Source organism: Gordonia sp. IITR100 (genome assembly GCF_002009645.1).
Classification (GTDB): Bacteria; Actinomycetota; Actinomycetes; order Mycobacteriales; family Mycobacteriaceae; genus Gordonia; species Gordonia hongkongensis.
This window is the reverse complement of sequence record NZ_MVKV01000002.1, coordinates 487,431-505,551: the sequence shown is the minus strand read 5'-3', so window position 1 is coordinate 505,551 and position 18,121 is coordinate 487,431. Positions and strand designations below refer to the sequence as shown.

Sequence of the window (18,121 nt, the reverse complement as noted above, 5' to 3'; positions counted from 1 at the left end):
TCCCGGCTACTTCGTCACAGCCGGCTTGCCGTGCGAATCCAGCCACGCCTGACCGGCTTTCGCCGCCTTCGACAGCGCGATGCGCTCGCCGAGATAGGTCGCGGGCGCCCCGACGACGGGGACATACGCGAGCATGCGGAACGGCGCCATCGGCTGCGGTCGTTTGTCGAACTCGTCGTCGACGGCACGGAGCAGCTTCGCCGCATCCCAGATGGCGGCGAAGAGCGACCTCTCCCGCTCCTCGGGTTCGGACGGCAGCGACTTCCCGGACTCGGCGGTGACATCCGGGTTCGTGAGATCACGTTTGCAGAGCACCGACGCGAGCAGCTGCACCTGTCGTTTGCGATCGGTGACCTCGTACTCGCGGGCGATCGCGACCAGCACCATCGCCTGGTTGGCGAACCCGAGGTACGGGGTGATCGGCAACCGCTTCGCCCACACGCCGAAGACCCCCGGGAACGCCACGGCGCCCGTGTTCAAGGTGCCGATGCGGGTCACCCACCAACTGGCGCGCTTGTGCATGGACCGCTCGGACCAGCCCTTGGTACCTGGCCATTCGGCGGCGTCGAGCAGCTTCGACGCGGCGTGCTGGGCCTGCCGCAGGCGCGAGTCGGGGTGGTCGTCGTCGTGGAAGGTGTGGCCCTTCAGGCCGAGCGGGTCCCGCTCGGCGAGTGCGTCGAGGACGGGGTTGATCACCCCGACCACGTTGTCGAGAACGCCGGCCAACTGTTGATCTGACATCCGAGGCACCCGCCCAGCCTAGTCGTGGGCCGGCCGTTTGGGAGTCGACGACCCCGGGCTGATAAAGTAGCCCGCGGATGGTCGCAAGACCTCCCGGGGCTATGGCGCAGTTGGTAGCGCGACTCGTTCGCATCGAGTAGGTCTGGGGTTCGATTCCCCATAGCTCCACCGAAAACGGCAGCTCAGACGGCTCCGCCCGGAACCCGGGCGGGGCCGTTCCGCATCTAGCAGACCGGCCTCGTTCCGAGATCAGGAAGCGCAGGGAGTGAAGTGGGAGGCGGCGTGATCGCCGCACAGCGGCACCGACATCTCGGGAGATATCCCGGCAGGCGTCACCATCTCCCAGTGGGTGGCCCGGCGATGGCAGTCGACGACGTAACAGGCGGGGGCGAACGAGTTTTCCACGCCTGAGCAACGTGTCAGTACGCTCGGCAATTCCCGGGACGGGGGGTGTGCCACCACCGGGTCCACAGCGTCGACAATCAGTGGAGGGTGACCGAGGGTCCCGACACCGACGTGCTCGTCGCGTGTCCGCAGTAGTTCCTCCGCGATTGTCGCTCGGCGAGGGTGCAGACAGATCCGCGCCCGGGGCAGTACCCCGGACGCGGATCTCTGACCGTCGCAGTCGACCTGCTACGTTGCCGTATCGTCCGATCCTGATTCAATCGCGCCCGTGACGAGTTCGACGATCGCGTCGGTGATTGCGCCTTGAATGATGCTTGCCATCTGTGACCCCGATTTCTTGATGGATGAGTGCCTTGCCGTCAATACATTACGGTAGAAACATGGGCCTCGCGAACTGAGTAGGCCATGATGAAAGTAAATTCTTGGTTGATGGAGTGTTATTCGCCTGACAACCGACGAACCCGAAGTGTTTTGTCGAACCCGCGGTGTGGCAGATCGATATTGCATGGTGGCCGACAGATTGCCTTGCCATGATCAGGACGTTGCAATGAACAGCTCGAAATCTAGTATCGGTGAACGAATCAGCGATAGCGAACTGGCATCTCCTTGATGCCGTTGAGCCAGCCGGACCTGACTCGAATCGGCTCGCCGGTTTTGGTGAGGTCGGGGATGATGTCCGCGACGGCGTTCATCATGATGTCGATTTCCATCTTGGCGAGGTTGGCGCCGATGCAGTAGTGCGCCCCACTTCCTCCGAACCCGAGATGCGGGTTGGGGTTTCGTGTGATGTCGAAGGTGAATGGATCTCGGAAGACACTGTTGTCGTAGTTGGCTGACCCATAGAAGAGGCCTACGCGTTGGCCCTCGCTGATGCGCGTGCCGTTGAGCTCGGTATCCTGCGTAGCTGTTCGCTGAAAACAATTGACCGGGGTTGCCCAGCGAACGATCTCGTCGGCAGCCGTGGACGGACGTTCGCGGCGAAATATATCCCACTGCTCGTGGTCGACGAAGAACGCGCCGGTGAGGGCGACCGCGACGAGAAGGACGACGGTGGCCCGATCCATCAGCTTCTCGGCCGCGGCGGACACCGAGATACGTTTCCGCAGAACAGGTCCGGCAGCGCGCATTGCGTAGGTGCCGACTGCGAGGAGTGTGATCCCGATGGCCAGGGAGACGCCGGCGCTCATCGCGATGTCCGAACGGTGTCGTGCTCGAGCGTGTCATTCGGCTCGGCGTTCCGGGCGTCGGCGCCGGTCCTCGTGCGGGGCAGATCCGGTGCCTCCGCGGATGCCGACCGAAGGCGGCGGACCACCTCGAGGGCGGCGAAACCGCCGAGTGCACCCATGATCGGCAACCCGGCCGGTAGGAACGGCGTCGAGGAGACGGCCACCGCCGCGCCGACGGTCACCGCCGCCCAGGTGGCGCCGTCGCGAAGGGCGGGGATGGCCAGCGCGGCGAGAAGGGCGGGGAAGGCGGCGTCGAGGCCGAGGCTCGCGGGGTCGGCGACCACGCCCCCGAGGGCGGCACCCAGGGCGGCGCCGACGGGCCAGGAGATGAGAACTCCCAGCCCGCACAACAGGAACGCGGCGCGTGCGCGCCGGGGATCGGTCTCGGCCGTCGCCAGGGCTGCCGTCTCGTCGTTGATGAGGTGGGAGCCGAGCAGGATCTCGGGCGTGCCGCGCAGGTGCTTTCCGACGGCGAGGCCGTATCCGAAGTTCCGGGTGTTGACCAGCAGGCCGGCCAGCGCGGCCAGGATCGGCACCCCGCCCGCGGCGAGAATCCCGACGAAGACGAACTCCGACGATCCGGCGAGCACGATAGTGGCGATCAGGACGATCTGCCAGAGAGTGAGGCCCGCGCCGTGCGCGGCGACCCCGTACGACGTCCCGATCACGAGCACCGACAGCGACATCACCACGACAGCGCGCAGGGTTGCCGAGTCGAGTGTTCTCCAAGCCGAACGCATGACTATCATAGTGAACAGTGGAGGAGTGTTCGTCAAGATGGACGATCGGACGGTTTGATGAACGAAGCGCGCTCGGTGAATCCGAAAGAGCTCGTCGCCGCGTCATTGAAGCGAGAACGCGCACGAGCCGGTCTGTCGCTGACCGAACTCGCCCGGCGCGCCGGTATCGGCAAGTCGACGCTGTCCCAGCTCGAATCGGGGGAGGGGAACCCCAGTGTGGAGACGCTGTGGGCCCTGTCCACGGCTCTGGGGGTGCAGTTCTCGGCGCTTCTGGATTCGCCTACGCCCACGGTCGAGGTCATCCGGTTCGGTGAGGGACCGGTGATCCCGGCCGCGGACGCCGATTACTCGGCCACGCTGCTGTCCACCGCGTCGCCGGGTTCCCGGCGCGACATGTACGTGATCCGGGCCGAGCCGGGTAAGCCCAGGGTCTCCGCCCCGCATGCGCGCGGGATCGTCGAGCATGTCGTGATCAGTTGCGGCCGAGCGCGTCTCGGGCCCACCGATGCCACCGAGGTGCTGTCGGCCGGTGACTACATCTCGTATCCCGGTGATGTCGAGCACGTCTTCGACGCGCTCGAGCCGGGCACCGTCGCGGTGATGCTCAGCGAGGCGTTCTGAGGTTGCGGGACAAAACCTTTCAAGTCCGGACAGGCCTGGGAAGCGCCGGTGAAAACCGCCCTCGAGAGGCGCGGCGTCGACCGCATGCCGTCGTGAGCACTGTCCTGGGCGGTCTTCGGTCGGATTTCCGACGACCCTGCCGGTGTGGGCGAAACGCGACGTGCATCACAGCGATTCGCGGTATCGATCACCGACGCGTACTGTTGCCAGAAGTGATGCGCCCGTACAGGCCGCGTCTAGCGTCGTAGAACGCCTCTCTCGCAGGTCCGGACATTCCGACACCGGTCGGCCACCTGCCATTGACTTCATACGGCGAACGAGCTCGCGCACCCGCGTGTTCGCCACCGGCACCGCCCTTGCACGTCAGTCGTGCTGTTCGCGTGCCAAGCACAGGAAGAAGCCTGCACACCACATGACTGCTGTCCTCGAAAACCCGGCCACCTCCACCGATGCTGCTGCGTCGGCGCCCGGTGTGTCGTTCGAATCCCTCGGTGTCCCAACCGAACTCGTCAAGGTTCTCGTCTCTCAGGGCAAGACCGACGCCTTCCCGATCCAGAAGGACACCCTCCCTGACACCCTCGACGGCAAGGACGTCCTGGGCCGCGGCAAGACCGGCTCGGGCAAGACCCTCGCCTTCTCCATCCCGCTCGTCGCCGGCCTGGCCGAGATGCAGGTCAAGCGCTACGTGGGCGCACCCACGGGACTGATCCTGGCGCCGACCCGCGAACTCGCGACCCAGATCGCCGCGGTCGTCGAGCCGCTCGCCGCCTCCGTGGGACTCACCGTCACCACCGTGTTCGGCGGCGTCAAACAGACCCGCCAGGAGCAGGCGTTCCGGCGCGGAGTCGACATCGTCGTCGCGTGCCCCGGACGTCTCGAGGACCTGATGCGTCAGGGCATCGTCCGGCTCGACGAAGTCGAGATCACCGTGATCGACGAGGCCGACCACATGGCCGACCTCGGCTTCCTGCCCGTCGTGACCAAGATCCTCGCCGCGACCCCCGCCGACGGCCAGCGGATGCTGTTCTCGGCCACGCTGGACAACGGCGTCGACAAACTGGCCAAGCGGTTCCTCGACAACCCGGTGCTCCACTCGGTGGATTCGGCGGAGTCGCCGGTGGCCGCGATGACCCACCACGTCTTCGAGGTCTCCTCGGCAGACAAGCAGGATCTCGTCGCCGAGCTCGCCTCGGGCACCGGTCGACGCATACTGTTCATGCGCACCAAGCACCAGGCCAAGAAGCTCGCCAAGAAGCTGACCGGGGCCGGGATCCCGGCCGTCGACCTGCACGGCAATCTCAGCCAGGCGCAGCGCGACCGCAACCTGGCCGCATTCGGCGAGGGTGAGGTCCGTGTCCTCGTCGCCACCGACGTCGCCGCCCGTGGCGTGCACGTCGACGGCATCGAACTCGTCGTGCATGTCGATCCGCCGGCCGAGCACAAGGCGTATCTGCACCGCTCGGGCCGCACCGCCCGCGCCGGGTCGGCCGGCGACGTCGTGACCGTCTGCCTGCACGAGCAGCGTCGTGAGGTCGCACAACTACTGCGCAAGGCCAAGATCAAGGTGACACCCATCGCTGTCGACGCATCGTCGGCAGCCGTCGACGAGCTCGTCGGCGAGCGCGCCCCCCGCGTGTCCGCGGCGGCACGCGCAGCCGCCGAAGCCGCTCGTGGCGGTGGTGCACAGGGCGGCCGGTCCCAGGGAGGTCGTTCGCAGGGAGGTCGTTCGCAGGGCGGTCGCTCGCAGGGGAGTCGACGCGGCGGTCGTGGTCGAGGCCAGGGCGGCAACGGCGGCGCTCGTGGCGAGAGCCGGAGCGCCGGAACCGGCGGCGGCCGGAACGCCACCGGCGGTGACTCGCGCGGTACTCGCGGCGAGGGCCGCGGCCGTCCGGCTCGGAGCGACTCGCGCGCGGGCGGTTCGCGCTCGTCGGACGCACGAACCGGAGGCCAGGGACGCGGCGCCGGGCAGTCGCGTGGCGGCGACCAGCAGCGGGCGGGCGCCCGCGGGCAGGGACGCCGGGCGAGCCGTCCGGCGGGTTCGCCGACCGGTCGCTGAGCCGAGCACGGCGCGGGTGTCACCTCCCGCACACCATTGACGTCGCATGCGACATGAATCCGGCGGCGCGACCTCGATCGAGGTCGCGTCAACGGAATGATGTCGCATGCGACTTTTTCCTGGAGCGCGGCGTGCTGTCGTCACCCGCGCCCCTGCGCCGCGGCGCCCGCTCAGGCGGGCAGGAATTTGTGCTGGAGGCGAGGAGCGAGCCACGGCCGGGCACCCCAGGCGATGCCCTTCCCGGTGAGGCCGACCCACCCCGGGGACAGGCGACCGTAACCGGCGAGGAGAGCGGTCGCGGGGTCCACGCTGATGTGGACATCGGGCCGGCGTGGCTCCGGCGGATCGATGTGCAGCTCGCCGTCGGTGAACTGGTAGACGTGCCGTTCGCCGCACCCGCGGAGCCGGATGTCGTAGGTGCCGGAGTGCCCGGCGGCGTGCAGCGGATCGACCCAACTGGGCAGGATGTGTTGGCGTGCCCGGATGATCATCAGCACCACGTCCGGTTCGACCCACCAGCGGGCCCCGACAGCGCGTGCGATGTCGCGGGCGTGCACCACGAACTCGCCGATCAGCAGGCCGAGAGCGGCGTCGGCCCGGATGACGCAGTCGCCGTCGAAGTGCATCTTCGGGACCTGCGCGTGGAAATGCGACACCTCGTCGACGAGTTCGCGGAGGTCGTCGGTCAATCGTCGGCAGAGCACTGTCACGTCGCGCGTCGGCAAGTTGGCGATCTGTTTGGCATTGAAGTCGGGTACGTCGACCGCCGAACAGCACCACTCACCTTCGCCGCGCGCGAGTTCGAGAAAGCGCGACGGCGCCATCGCGACATGGCCGACACAATCGGTCAACGTCCAGGCGGGGGTGTCGGGGAGCTCGGTGTCGGGGTCGCCGACACCGAGCACGAGATCGGTGAACCGATCCGCAGTCGTGAGCGCGGCGTCGATGTAGTCAAACCTCGAGAACATCCCCGTCGCGCGTGGTTCCTCCCCCCACATGGGGCACGAGATTACCCCGGCCCGTTGCGACGTGCGACACATTCCGTGCCAACACGTCGAACCTGTGGACAGATGTGCAAGGTGCGCAACATTATTCACAAACGCGCACGATGATTCTCAGTCACGTGACACCGCCGGGGCGGCTTCGCCGAGCCGTACGCAGACGACGCCGAGCACGATGAGCAGGCCGCCGGCGAGTTGAATCGGTGCCGGCAGTTCGTCGAGCACGAGCCAGGCGAAGACCACCGCGAACAGCACCTCGGACAACGCCACGAAGGACATCACCCGGGCCCCGAGCAGCCGGCCGCCCGCGATGCCGGAGCCGTAGGCCATGGCGGCCGAGACCACACCCAGCAGCACGAGCGGGATCCACCAGGCCACCTCGAGCGCACCGACCTCGACCGGGTCCGTGGTCATGGTCATCGGCAGGATCCCGGTCAGCCCCGCGACGACGAGGGCCAGTGCGCCGATGAGCAGGCCACCCGCGGCCAGGCTCAGGGGCGGCCAGCCCGTGCGGTCGTCGGCGGAGATCACGAAGTAGGCGGCGGCCCCGACCATCGCGGCGAGCGCCCACAGCACCCCGATCGCGCTGATCGGGACGTCGCCGGTGAGGTCGAGGACGAGCGCGAGTCCCCCGATCGCGAGTGCCGCGCCGAGCACGGTGACGCGACCCGGACGCTGGCCGTGGCGCAGCCACATCCACACCAGCACGGCGACCGGGGCGGTGTATTCGATGAGCAGCGCGACGCCGACCTGCAGGTAGGTCACGGCATAGAAGTAGGCCAGCTGACAGCCGGCCACCGCGAGGAGTCCGTAGGGGACGAGCACCGTCCAGGACCGTCGGCCCGGCTGCTCGGGCAGCGGCTGCCGACGGTCGCGAAAGGCGAGGAAGCCGGGAATGGCCAGGACCAGACCGCCTAGTGCGATGCGGACGGTGACGGTCGCACCGGCCGTCCATCCCGACTCGATCATGGCCCGGGCGAGCACCCCCGAGATGCCGAAACAGGCCGACGAGATCAGCGCGAGTGTGAGACCCAGCGCGGGTCGCGAGAGCGGCGCAGTGCGGTCCGCGGTCCTCACGGATTCTTGGCGGCGACGATGGCCGAGCGAACGGCCTCCCGGCATTCCGTGCCCGCCGGCTCACCCGTTCCGAGGTAGAAGCTGCCCGGACGTCCTTCATGACCGGCAAAGCCGGTCACCGAGAATCCGTCGGACTCCGGAACATACGGGGTCGACGACATCGACGCGACGGCGAGCGGACACGATAGCGCCGACACCCCACGTTCGGCCCCGGACACCACGACGATCAGGTGGGTCGGATGCAGCACGATGAGCGTCTGGTGCTCGGAATCGGGGTCGACGGGGTTGCTGCGTCGTCCGAAGAGCTTGCCGAAGAACGTGGTCGACGGCGGGTTGATGCTCCGGGTGATCCACGCCGGCAGGTCGTCGGTGACGGTGAGCTGTGTCGACTCGGCATGGTCGCGCAGCGAGGCGGCGACGTCGGCGGGTAGATCTGACAGATCGGCGCGCACGGTGGCGCGCTGGTACGCGGGGAGCCCCATGGCTGAAATCTAGCGCAGCAGTCCGTCAATCGAGGCCGGCGACGGACGACGCGACGCCGAGGCGTCGGCCGAGCAACCGACGGCGACGCGGTGCCGAGGCCTCGATCGCGTTCGACTCGAGGTCGTCGAGCAACGAGGCGACGGTCTGCGCCGAGTCGGTCTTGTTGGTGCCGATGAAGCCCGACGGACCGCGCTTGATCCAGCCGGTCACATACATCCCGGTTACGGGCTCGGTCCCGTCGAGCACGCGGCCGTCGAGGTGCGGGATGATCCCGGCCGCGTCGTCGAACGGGAGACCCGGGACCGCGACACCGCGGTAACCGACCGAGGTGAGGACGAGCCCGGTTTCGAGGCCCACCGTCTCGCCGGTGGGTTCGATGCCGACCGCGGCTCCGGAGTCGTCGACGACCGGACGGTTGCGGCCGGCGGTCAACGTGCGCGCGCGGCCGTCCGCACCGGCGGTCACCTCCATCGGAGAGGCGAAGAACGCCAATCGGATTCGACGGCCCTCGGGTTCGGGGCGGGCGGCGCACTCGGCCAGGAGATCGAGCTTGGCACGAGTCGTGGTGTCCAGGTCGGCGGGTGCGGGCAGCGCTTCGAGGTCGGCGGCGTCGACGGTGACCGGGACCCCCGAATCGACCAGTCCGATGAGTTCGGGCAGGGTGAAGGCCGCGTGCGCGGGTCCGCGGCGGCCCATCACCACCACCTCGCGGACCGATGAGGACCGCAGCTTCGCCAGTGCCGGACGGGAGATGTCAGTGGCGGCGAGGGTGCCCGGGTCGGCGACGAGGATGCGTGCGACGTCGAGGGCGACGTTGCCGTTGCCCACGACCACGACGCGCTCGGTGTCGAGATCGACGTCGAGGTCGGCGAAGTCGGGATGGCCGTTGTACCAACCCACGAAGGATGTCGCGCTGGACACTCCGGGGAGATCGAATCCCGGCAGCGCGAGTTGCCGGTCGGTGGGTGCCCCGCCCGCCCAGATCACGCCCTGGTGACGGGCGCGCAGGTCGGCCAGGGTGAGGTCCCGCCCGACCTCGGTGTTCAGCAGGATCTCCAGTCGGGGGTTGCGCGCGATGTCGTCGAACAGCTCCATCACCTTGCGGGTGTGCAGGTGATCGGGCGCGACGCCGAACCGTGCCAGCCCGAACGGCCGGTCGAGACGTTCGTACATGGTGACCGAGACCTGTGGCTGCCGCAGCAGCTCGTCGGCCGCGTACATCGCCGACGGGCCCGAACCCACGATGCCGATCGAGATCGAGGTGTCGACGGCCAGCTGCCGCGGACGATCGATGGGCGCGAGGGGTAGCCGACGGGCCGGGTCGACGGGGAAGCGCGCGGCTCCGTCGGCCGGATCGTGGTACTGGGTCGCGTTGACCTCGACGAACCGTTCCTGTCCGGTCGGCAGGCGATGTCCCGGGACGATGGCGCCGACCGGGCACGCACTGACACATGCGCCGCAGTCGACGCAGGTCGCGGGATCGATGTACAGCATCTCGGCGATGCCGAAATCGGGCTCTTCAGGCGTGGGGTGGATGCAGTTGACGGGACATGCGTACACGCACGACGCGTCGCCGCAGCACGCCTGGGTGACGACGTGGGGCATGGTCTCGGGTTCTACCTGCGTTCGGGGTTCGGGTTCAGGCCGCGGTGTAGGTGGGCTCGCTGCGGAACCGTGACGGGCGGCCGCTGATGCCGAGCGCGCGCCACAGCAGGCGCGAGACCGGGTTCATCAGTCCGCTCTGCTCGCCGAGCATGCGGACGTCACCGAAGACGTTGCGCAGGAACCGCTTCGACTCCGGCGACCGCCAGAAGATGTCCTTCATGACCGCGTCGGGCACGTCGAACCGCTTGGCGAAGCTCCGCGGGGGCACCACGATGGCGCCGCAGAGGATGCGCATGGTCAGCGGGAGCATCAGCGACAACAGGAAACGCTGGACGCGTCCGCGCTGCGGCACCTGCTCGCGGATCAGGTGGTGGGCGAAGGAGATGTGGCGTGCTTCCTCGGCGACGTGCAGCTGCATCACCGCGGCCATCGTCGGGTGCAGGCTCGCGCGGGTGCGCAGGAAGTCCTTCTGGATGTGGTCGATCGGCTCCTCGCCGCCGAGCACACCGAAGAAGAAGACGGTGGGGAAGACCGTCGAGACCAGCGGAACGAGAGGAGAGATGAGGCGATAGCCCAGCTTGGCCCCGGGAACGTCCATGCCGGTTCGGTTGACGAACTCCTGGAACATCAGGGTGTGGTTGCACTCCTCCTTGGATTCGTGCGTGGTGTAGCGGAATTCGCGGGCACCGTTGGGGAGTTTGAAGCTGTACTGCATCAGGCCGCGGATCAGGACCGACTCGAACTGCAGGCCGACCTTGGCGACATTGGCCTGGCGCCACATGCCGATCTCGATCTGCTTCTCCTGCGGCAACTGCTGGTACCACGGGTGGCGGCCGATCGGGTCGACCTCGTAGGACAGAATCCACCGCGGATCGTTCTCGACGATCGCCATGTCCGGCGCGTCCCAGTCGATGTCGACGTACGGGTCGAAGTTGCGATGGACCGATGCCGCGGACAGGTCGTCGAGGACCTGGTCGTAATCGTGGTCGCTGCCGGACTTGTCGTGCTGCGGCACGTAGCGGGCGGGGGCCTCGTGCTCCCGGTCGGTCGGGGTCAGTGCTTTCGTCATCGTCGCATCCCTTCGGGGTGGGCGGCTCGGCCGGTGAAACAGACCACAGCGGATGACTCGAACGTATTTCGACGGGCCGCTATTTGTCAACACTCGATGTCACGTTCGATACCGGCACAATGCACCGGTGCGTTCACCGGCAAGCCTGCCCGACTCCGCGCAGTTCAGGGGCTGACCTGGTGCGACGGGTGTAATTCGTTCGGGTTATATAACCCCGTCGCGAGCATCGCCGCGGGTTAGAGTTACCGCACCATCCGTAACCGCGTCTGCTCACCTGGAGGAGCGATGTCCCGTCGTGTTCCGCACGCGTCCCGGCATTCTCGGGGCGCGACGCATGCCGCCCGCGTCGGTCGACGCGGCCTGCCGGCGGTACCACGCACCCGGGTCCGGTCGTGACCCAGCCGCCGCACGGTCCGACGCGTGTCGTCCCCGACCCCGGCGGGCCCCTGCCGGGCGCACCGGGTCCGCGGCCACCGGGGCCCGCCCCGCGTCGCCCGGGACCCCCACCGCCCGTTCCGCCTCGTCCCGGACCGATGCCCGGCCAGGCGCCCCCCGCGCCGCGGCCGGGCCCTGGGCCTGTTCCGGCGCCCGGACGAGGCGCTCCCGGGCCCGCGGGCGCCGTCGGCGATCTGACACCGGGGCTGGTCGACACCGACATCTGGACCGATGCGATGGTCGAGGCCGCGGGCATCCCGATCGTCGACGTCCCGTTCGTCACGGTCGGCTCGGGCATCGGGTCATTCGTGACCGTCGACTATCTGCGCATCTGCGGGGTGCCGCTCGACCGGATCGCGGTGCTCGGCCCCCAGGACGTGCCCTGGCACAGCTACGAGTACCTGACCCGGGTGTCGCAGATCCCGCGCACGGAGCGCCTGCGTTCGGATTCGGCGTCGACCCCGGACAACATCTGGGGTTTCCCGTCGTACGCGGTGCGGGAGGCCTGGGCGGACAAGAAGCTCAAGCCACTGTGGAATGTGCTGGTGGAGCCCGTTTTCGCGAACTTCTACACGCCGAGGGCCGGGCAGGCGTTCGAGTCGATGCAGAAGGAATGCGAGCGGATCGGCTATCTGAAGTGCCTGCACCGTGGTCAGGTCCGGATGATCCGACGCCGCGCCGCCGGTGGCTACTTCACGATTCTCACACCGCCGCAGGGGACTTCGCCCACCAAGCGGGTGGCCTTCCGCAGCCAGTGGGTCCATGTCGCGATCGGATACCCGGGGATCAAGCTCCTGCCCGATCTCCAGGCGTTCCGCGAGACCTACCGCGACGCCAGCAAGGTCGTCAACGCCTACGAGTCGCACGAGCACATCTACCAGTCGCTGCAACGCAAACCCGGCACCGTGGTGATCCGCGGTGCGGGGATCGTCGCGTCGCGGGTCCTGCAGCGGCTCATCGACGATCGCGACGCGTACGGGCTCCAGACGCAGATCGTGCACCTCTTCCGCACGTACTACGACAAACCCCACGGCCCACACATCTTCATGCGGCGCAAGGGCAAAGACGGTTGGGCCTACCAGGGCTTCAACTATCCGAAGTCGGTCTGGGGCGGGCAGCTCAAGGCCCGCATGCGCAAGCTCGAGGGACACGAGCGCGCGGAGGCGTACAAGCAGATGGGCGGGACGAACACCCCTGTCCGCGACGACTGGCAGGAGCAGTTGGCCCGTGGGCGGCGCGAGGGCTGGTACCGCGTCGCCGTCGGCAAGGCGGAGAGTCTGCTGCCGGCTGCGGGCGGGCAGGGGGTGGTGACCACCGTGCGGGTCGACCCGCATGCACCGATCCGGCAGGACCACCGGCCCGACGGCACCTTCGAGATCTACGCCGACTACGTGATCGACTGCACCGGACTCGAAGCCGACGTCCGCGAGCACCGCCTGCTGCGTGATCTGCTGGACCACACCGGCGCCGGCATCAACCCGGTCGGCCGCATGGACGTCGAACGCGACTTCGAGCTGAAGGGGACGCGCAGCGGAAACGGCAAGCTGTACGCCTCGGGCAGCGCGACGCTCGGCGGTTACTTTCCCGGCGTCGACACCTTCCTCGGTCTGCAGATCGCCGCCCTCGAGATCGTCGACGACCTTGCCCGCCAGGGGTTCTGTCGACGACTGACGCCCTGGCGATCGACCGCCCAGTGGTGGCGCTGGATGAACAACAAGGGAGTCGACTGACATGTTGCCCACCCTGTGGGGGCGAATCCAGACCCGCGTGCTGGTGCTCGGCATCCTCGGCGGCCTGTGGACCATCGTGCTCGTCCCGTTCCTGTGGCTCATCTCCTCGGGGGACCCGTCGATCCTCGACGTCTACCGGGTCGCCTTCACCGTGCTCGTCACCGTCATCGTCCTCGGGGTGCTGTGGGAATTCCTGTACCACTTCCTGCAGCAGTTCCGCTGGGAGAAGGACTGGCCGACCCTTTTCGGGCTCCTCACGGCGATCAACGAGGGCATCCTGGTGTGGATCGTGATCGACGGCACCGGACTGATCCCGGAGTCGCTGCAACCGTCGCCCGTCGTGTTCACCGTCCAGTTCGTCACCACCTGGTTGCTGGTGTGGGTGGCGGTCAACGGTCCACTACGCGCCGTCTTCCCCCACTGGCGATTCCAGGGAGGACGGTTCCTGTGACCGGTCCGGGCGACATCCCGAGCGTCACGCCGACGGTGACGCTGATCCCCGGTGCGGGGATCGTGATCCGTACCCCGGCGTTTCTGTGCCTGACGAACGACGCGGTGCCCGTGTCCTTCCTCACCGATCTGCTCGACATCGAATCTGCGGTGGTCGTGCCGGATTCGGCACCGCGGCGGGGCCGGCACCTGGTACGGGCGCTGGCTCAGCTGGTGGCCACCGCCGACGACCCGGTCGACATCGCCTTCGCGGCTCCCGACAATGCCGGCATCGCGATCTTCCTCTCGGGCCGGGTGTACGGGGAGACCGACGGCAAGCGGATCGAGCCGCCCGCGGGCGATTCCTATGACCGCGCCGTGCCGTGGCCGTTCGAGGGTCTCGGGCTCTACCTCGCCGGCACGAAGCCCGCGGAGGTCGGTGACGAGCGCTTCGACCTGGTCCAGGGCACGGTGCCTGCCGCGGGCGCGCTGCTGCACACCCCGCTGGGGTTGCGCGGCACCGAATTCCACTCCCTGGCCGAGCGCCCGCCGCAGCCGCAGCCGCGGCCGGAACCGGCGGCGGCGCGGCCGGAACCGGCCGTCGAACCGTCCCGACCCGATCCGGACGCGGGTCCACCGACCGAGGCCCTGGACGATCTCGACAAGCCGGCACCCGGGGCGCCGGAGCCCCCGGCGCCCGAGCCCATCCGGAAACGGTCGCCCTTCGACGACTTGCCGCCGGAGCCGGACCCGATGGGCACGACCGAGCGGATGGCGCCCGGCGCCGATGGTGGTGCCGACCTGCCGGCACCCGATCCGTTGCCGTTCACCTCGACTCCGCTGGGCGGTCCGTTCGGGTCGGAACCGTTGTCCTCGAACGTTTCCCACCCACCTGAGCGGCCGCCGCGGGACGCCACCCCGCCGAGCGGCCAGCCTCGCGTCGAGCCGGCTCCCGCGCCGAATCCGTTCGCCGAACCGCTCGAACCGCGCGCGCCGCTGCCCAAGGAGGAGCATCAGAAACCCGCGACCGAGGTCGTCAAGATCGAGGCGTCGCGGGCCATGGTGCACGGCATCCGTTGTTCGCGAGGCCATCTGAACCATCCGCAGTCGTGGCTGTGCGGGGTCTGCGGAATCCGGATGGACCAGTTGACGACGTTCCTCGTCGAGGGCGAACGGCCCCCGCTGGGCTGGTTGCTGCTCGACAACGGGTTCACCTTCCTCCTCGACGAGGACCTGGTGATCGGCCGGGAACCGGGATCGGCCGGCGGTGGACCGGCGGGTTCGCCCAAACCGATTCGCGTGCAGGACGAGACAGGTCAGCTCTCGCGCCGCCACGTGGAGATCCGGCTGGTGGAGTGGACGGTGCAGCTGGTCGACCTCGGGTCGGCGAACGGCACCTTCGTCACCGATCCGAGCAGCGGCAACCGGGAGACCCGGCTGCTCCCGCATCGTGCCCACGTGCTGGTGCCGGGGTCGCATGTCCGGATCGGCGGGCGCCACTTCATCTTCGAGTCACACCACGCCCGTATCTGAGCGAACGGACCCGAGGTCATGGACAAACACACGGTCGCCTTCCTGCTGCTCGACGTCGCGATCGTCATCGCCGCCGCCCGGGTGGGTGGGATGATCGCGCGTGCCTGCCGTCAGCCGGCCGTGGTGGGCGAGATCGCCGCCGGGATCGCGTTGGGTCCCAGCCTGCTCGGGCTCCTGCCCGGCAATCCCGACCAGTGGCTCTTCCCCGACGACGTCCGGCCGCTGCTGGGAGCACTGGCCCAGATCGGCCTCGTGCTGTTCATGTTCATCGTCGGCCTCGAACTGGACATGCGGCTGACCAAAGGGCGTGAACGCGCGGCGGCCAGCATCTCGGCATTCTCGATCGCGCTGCCGTTCGCCCTCGGCGCGGCCCTCGGCCTGCTGCTCTATCCCTCGCACGACATGGTCGGGGGAATGGAGATCGAGCGGCTGGGGATGGTGCTGTTCATGGGTGTCGCGATGTCCATCACCGCCTTCCCGGTGCTGGCGCGGATCCTCACCGACCGCGGGATGATGAGAACGATTCCCGGGGTGTTCAGCCTGGCCGCGGCCGCCATCGACGACATCCTCGCCTGGACGCTGCTGGCGTTCATCATCGCCATCATCCAGGGCGGCAGTCCGCTCGAGGTCGCCAAGATCGTCGGACTCACGCTCGTCTACGCCGCGGTGATGTTCGGTGTCGTCCGTCCACTGCTGGCGAAGCTGATCGCCTGGCGCGACAGTGCCGGCCGGCTCACGCCGGACATCCTGGCGGTCATCCTGATCGGACTCTTCCTCTCGGCGACGGCCACCGACGTCATCGGCATCCATCAGATCTTCGGCGCCTTCGTGTTCGGCGCGGTGATGCCGAAGGTGGGAGCCGAACAGCTGCACCGAGAGATCCTCGAACGGCTCGAGCAGGCGAGCGTGCTGCTCCTGCTGCCGATGTTCTTCGTCGTCACCGGCCTCAACGTCGACCTCACCCAGATCGGCGTCGCGGGCATGGGGCAGCTGCTGCTGGTCCTGCTCGTCGCGATCGCGGGCAAGTTCCTCGGCGCCTATGCGGGCGCGCGGGCGAGCGCCATCCCCACCAGACAGAGCGCGGCCATCGCGGTGCTCATGAACACGCGGGGACTCACCGAGCTGGTGATCCTGGCCGCGGGGCGCGAACTCGGTGTGCTGAGTGACGAACTGTTCGCGATGCTCGTAGTGATGGCGCTCGTGACCACGATCCTGACCGAACCCCTGCTGCGCGTGGTGTATCCGGACAAGGTGGTGGCCAATGACATCGCCGCCGCCGAACGTCGCGCCCTGGCCACCGCCACCGCCCCGCGGGTCCTGGTGCTGATGCGCGATCCCGTCGGGACGACCGCCGACCTGCGGGCGCGGCATCGGCGAATGCTGGACTGCACCACCGGATTCGACGTCGTCCTGGCCGGGTTGCTCACCGCCCCGGACCGGTCCGTGCGCCCGCTCGAGGTCGGGATTCCGGTCGTGCCGGACTTCGCGGCGATCGCATCGGCCGTCGAGCGCCTCAACGAGTTGGGCGCGTCGCTGACCGGCGCGGGTGCGGTGTCGGTGCTGTGCCGGTTCAGCGCCGATCCCGCAGCCGACCTCGAGGCCATGTCGGAGAACGCCAATGCCGACCTCGTCCTCGTGGACAGTGGCGACCGGCTCTTGGGGGAGTCGCTGCGATCGGCTCCGGTGGCCGTCGTCGACGAGACCGCCGATGACACCGTGGCACCGAGTCGTAGCACCATCACGTGTATCGCCGCGGACGATCGCAGCGGGCGGACCGCTGCGTTGATGGCCGCGGGTCTGGCGCTCTTCGGGTCGCGGTCGCTGACCGTCGTCGCATCCGGCTCTCGGCGTCGGTGGCTGGCCGACCTCAACGCTGTTGCCGAACAGGGGGTTTCGGTGTCGGTGCAGGATCCCCGCCGACACCGCGACAACGCCGTGTCGTTCACCGTCGCCGGATCGGACGAAGGCGATCCGGCCGTACCCGTTCCGGTCACCGTCGTCGACAACACCGAGACGAGCGAGGAATCGCTGGGCGACCGCGTCGCGATGCTCTACCCGTCTCCGGCCGCACCATCCGCACCCACGAGGGCGGCCGACGACCCGTCCAGTCCGAACATCGGTTCATCATCGGAGAGGCACTGACATGCCAGAAGTCGAGATCCCGCAGCAGCTGGCGGATTTCACGGTGCTCGAGAAGCTCGGCATGGGGGGCAACGGCACGTTCTATCTCGCCGTACCCCCCGCGCGACTGGGCCTGGCCACCGACCGCGTCGTGGTGAAGGTCTTCGGCGGCGTCTGCAGCGACGACGCCTACCGCCGCGGGGTACGCGAATTGCGGGCGTTCGCCGCCGTCGTGTCGCCCTACCTCGCCGGGCTCTACGACGCCGTGCTGCAGGGCCAGTTCATGTATGCGATGGAGTATTTCCCGCTCGGCTCGCTGGGTAGTCCGGCGCGCGAGCTCAGTCGAGACGAGAAGCTGGCGGCGATCGCGGACGCGGCGCGCGGCGTGGACGCCTTGCACGAAGCCGGTATCGCGCACGCCAACGTCACGCCGTCGAGCATCATGGTCACCGAGACCGGCGGCAAGATCTCCGATCTCGGTCTGGCCCGGGTGCTGGCGGCCGACGAGCCCATCACGAGCTTCGCCCAGCCCGGGGCGGTGCAGTACATGGACCCCGCATTGTTGGCCGGCGATGTGCCGTCGCGGGCGACCGACATCTGGTCGCTCGGGGCGTGTCTGCACCGTGCCCTCACCGGCGACGGGGTGTACGGGGAGGTGCCGGACACCCAGCCGCTGCTGGCGATCCGGGCGGCGCTGTCGACGCCGCCGGCCCTCTCGGAGAACCTGGACCGCGACGAGCGCACCCTCATCGCCAACTGTCTCGCCCTCGCCGGCTCCCGTCCCTCGACCGCGATGGAGGTCGCCGTCCGGATCGACGGGCTGCGCGGGCGCTGACGACAGACGTCATC

Annotated in this window: 14 protein-coding genes, 1 tRNA gene and 1 pseudogene; 8 read left to right on the top strand and 8 right to left on the bottom strand. The window is 68.5% G+C overall.

Annotated features, from left to right (window positions below; translation table 11 throughout):
* Nucleotides 1-6 precede the first annotated feature (6 nt).
* Nucleotides 7-750, bottom strand: coding sequence for a hypothetical protein (locus tag B1818_RS06120; RefSeq protein ID WP_078112173.1), 744 nt, complete (start codon nucleotides 748-750; stop codon nucleotides 7-9).
* A gap of 86 nt (nucleotides 751-836) precedes the next feature.
* Here B1818_RS06120 and B1818_RS06115 point away from each other — a divergent pair.
* Nucleotides 837-909, top strand: a tRNA-Ala gene (locus tag B1818_RS06115).
* Nucleotides 910-1,727: 818 nt separating this feature from the next.
* On the opposite strand, the pseudogene B1818_RS06110 reads toward B1818_RS06115, so the two are convergent.
* Nucleotides 1,728-2,162 (bottom strand): annotated as a pseudogene (locus B1818_RS06110) (cytochrome P450); the annotation flags it as partial.
* A 167-nt stretch (nucleotides 2,163-2,329) separates the two neighbouring features.
* Nucleotides 2,330-3,112, bottom strand: a complete 783-nt coding sequence (locus B1818_RS06105; protein WP_078112171.1) for an AzlC family ABC transporter permease — start codon at nucleotides 3,110-3,112, stop codon at nucleotides 2,330-2,332.
* A 57-nt stretch (nucleotides 3,113-3,169) separates the two neighbouring features.
* Between B1818_RS06105 and B1818_RS06100 the strand changes: the two genes are divergently transcribed.
* Both B1818_RS06100 and B1818_RS06095 read left to right on the top strand, forming a co-directional pair.
* On the top strand, nucleotides 3,170-3,733 hold the full coding sequence (locus B1818_RS06100) for a helix-turn-helix domain-containing protein (protein WP_058251475.1): 564 nt from the start codon (nucleotides 3,170-3,172) through the stop codon (nucleotides 3,731-3,733).
* A gap of 412 nt (nucleotides 3,734-4,145) precedes the next feature.
* Complete coding sequence (locus B1818_RS06095) at nucleotides 4,146-5,789, top strand: DEAD/DEAH box helicase (RefSeq protein ID WP_078112219.1); 1,644 nt, start codon at nucleotides 4,146-4,148, stop codon at nucleotides 5,787-5,789.
* Between the two features lie 170 nt (nucleotides 5,790-5,959).
* Here B1818_RS06095 and B1818_RS06090 read toward each other — a convergent pair whose 3' ends face one another.
* The 5 genes from B1818_RS06090 to B1818_RS06070 all read right to left on the bottom strand — a co-directional run bounded on the left by B1818_RS06090 (nucleotide 5,960) and on the right by B1818_RS06070 (nucleotide 11,024).
* Nucleotides 5,960-6,787 carry a maleylpyruvate isomerase N-terminal domain-containing protein gene (locus B1818_RS06090; RefSeq protein ID WP_078112170.1) on the bottom strand — a complete coding sequence of 276 codons (828 nt, stop codon included), beginning with the start codon at nucleotides 6,785-6,787 and terminating at the stop codon, nucleotides 5,960-5,962.
* A 117-nt stretch (nucleotides 6,788-6,904) separates the two neighbouring features.
* On the bottom strand, nucleotides 6,905-7,867 hold the full coding sequence (locus tag B1818_RS06085; RefSeq protein ID WP_139362990.1) for a DMT family transporter: 963 nt from the start codon (nucleotides 7,865-7,867) through the stop codon (nucleotides 6,905-6,907).
* Nucleotides 7,864-8,349: a hypothetical protein gene (locus B1818_RS06080; RefSeq protein WP_078112168.1), complete on the bottom strand. Its 486-nt coding sequence runs from the start codon at nucleotides 8,347-8,349 to the stop codon at nucleotides 7,864-7,866. The genes B1818_RS06085 and B1818_RS06080 overlap by 4 nt, the downstream gene beginning before the upstream one ends.
* A 25-nt stretch (nucleotides 8,350-8,374) precedes the next feature.
* On the bottom strand, nucleotides 8,375-9,955 hold the full coding sequence (locus tag B1818_RS06075) for a 4Fe-4S binding protein (protein WP_078112167.1): 1,581 nt from the start codon (nucleotides 9,953-9,955) through the stop codon (nucleotides 8,375-8,377).
* Between the two features lie 34 nt (nucleotides 9,956-9,989).
* Nucleotides 9,990-11,024, bottom strand: coding sequence for a diiron oxygenase (locus B1818_RS06070; RefSeq protein WP_078112166.1), 1,035 nt, complete (start codon nucleotides 11,022-11,024; stop codon nucleotides 9,990-9,992).
* 671 nt (nucleotides 11,025-11,695) lie between these two features.
* Here B1818_RS06070 and B1818_RS06065 point away from each other — a divergent pair.
* Genes B1818_RS06065 through B1818_RS06045 form a run of 5 tightly spaced genes read left to right on the top strand, consistent with a single transcriptional unit; the run spans nucleotide 11,696 to nucleotide 18,107 of the window.
* The gene (locus tag B1818_RS06065) at nucleotides 11,696-13,189 is read left to right on the top strand and encodes a hypothetical protein (RefSeq protein WP_231742359.1); all 1,494 of its coding nucleotides are present in this window, start codon (nucleotides 11,696-11,698) and stop codon (nucleotides 13,187-13,189) included.
* Between the two features lies 1 nt (nucleotide 13,190).
* On the top strand, nucleotides 13,191-13,640 hold the full coding sequence (locus B1818_RS06060) for a hypothetical protein (protein WP_058251470.1): 450 nt from the start codon (nucleotides 13,191-13,193) through the stop codon (nucleotides 13,638-13,640).
* Entirely contained in the window at nucleotides 13,637-15,151 is a 1,515-nt protein-coding gene (locus B1818_RS06055; RefSeq protein WP_078112164.1) for an FHA domain-containing protein, read from the top strand. Before B1818_RS06060 ends, B1818_RS06055 begins: the two co-directional genes overlap by 4 nt.
* Before the next feature lie 18 nt (nucleotides 15,152-15,169).
* Complete coding sequence (locus B1818_RS06050) at nucleotides 15,170-17,293, top strand: cation:proton antiporter (protein ID WP_078112163.1); 2,124 nt, start codon at nucleotides 15,170-15,172, stop codon at nucleotides 17,291-17,293.
* A gap of 1 nt (nucleotide 17,294) precedes the next feature.
* Nucleotides 17,295-18,107, top strand: coding sequence for a protein kinase (locus B1818_RS06045; protein WP_078112162.1), 813 nt, complete (start codon nucleotides 17,295-17,297; stop codon nucleotides 18,105-18,107).
* Nucleotides 18,108-18,121 lie beyond the last annotated feature (14 nt).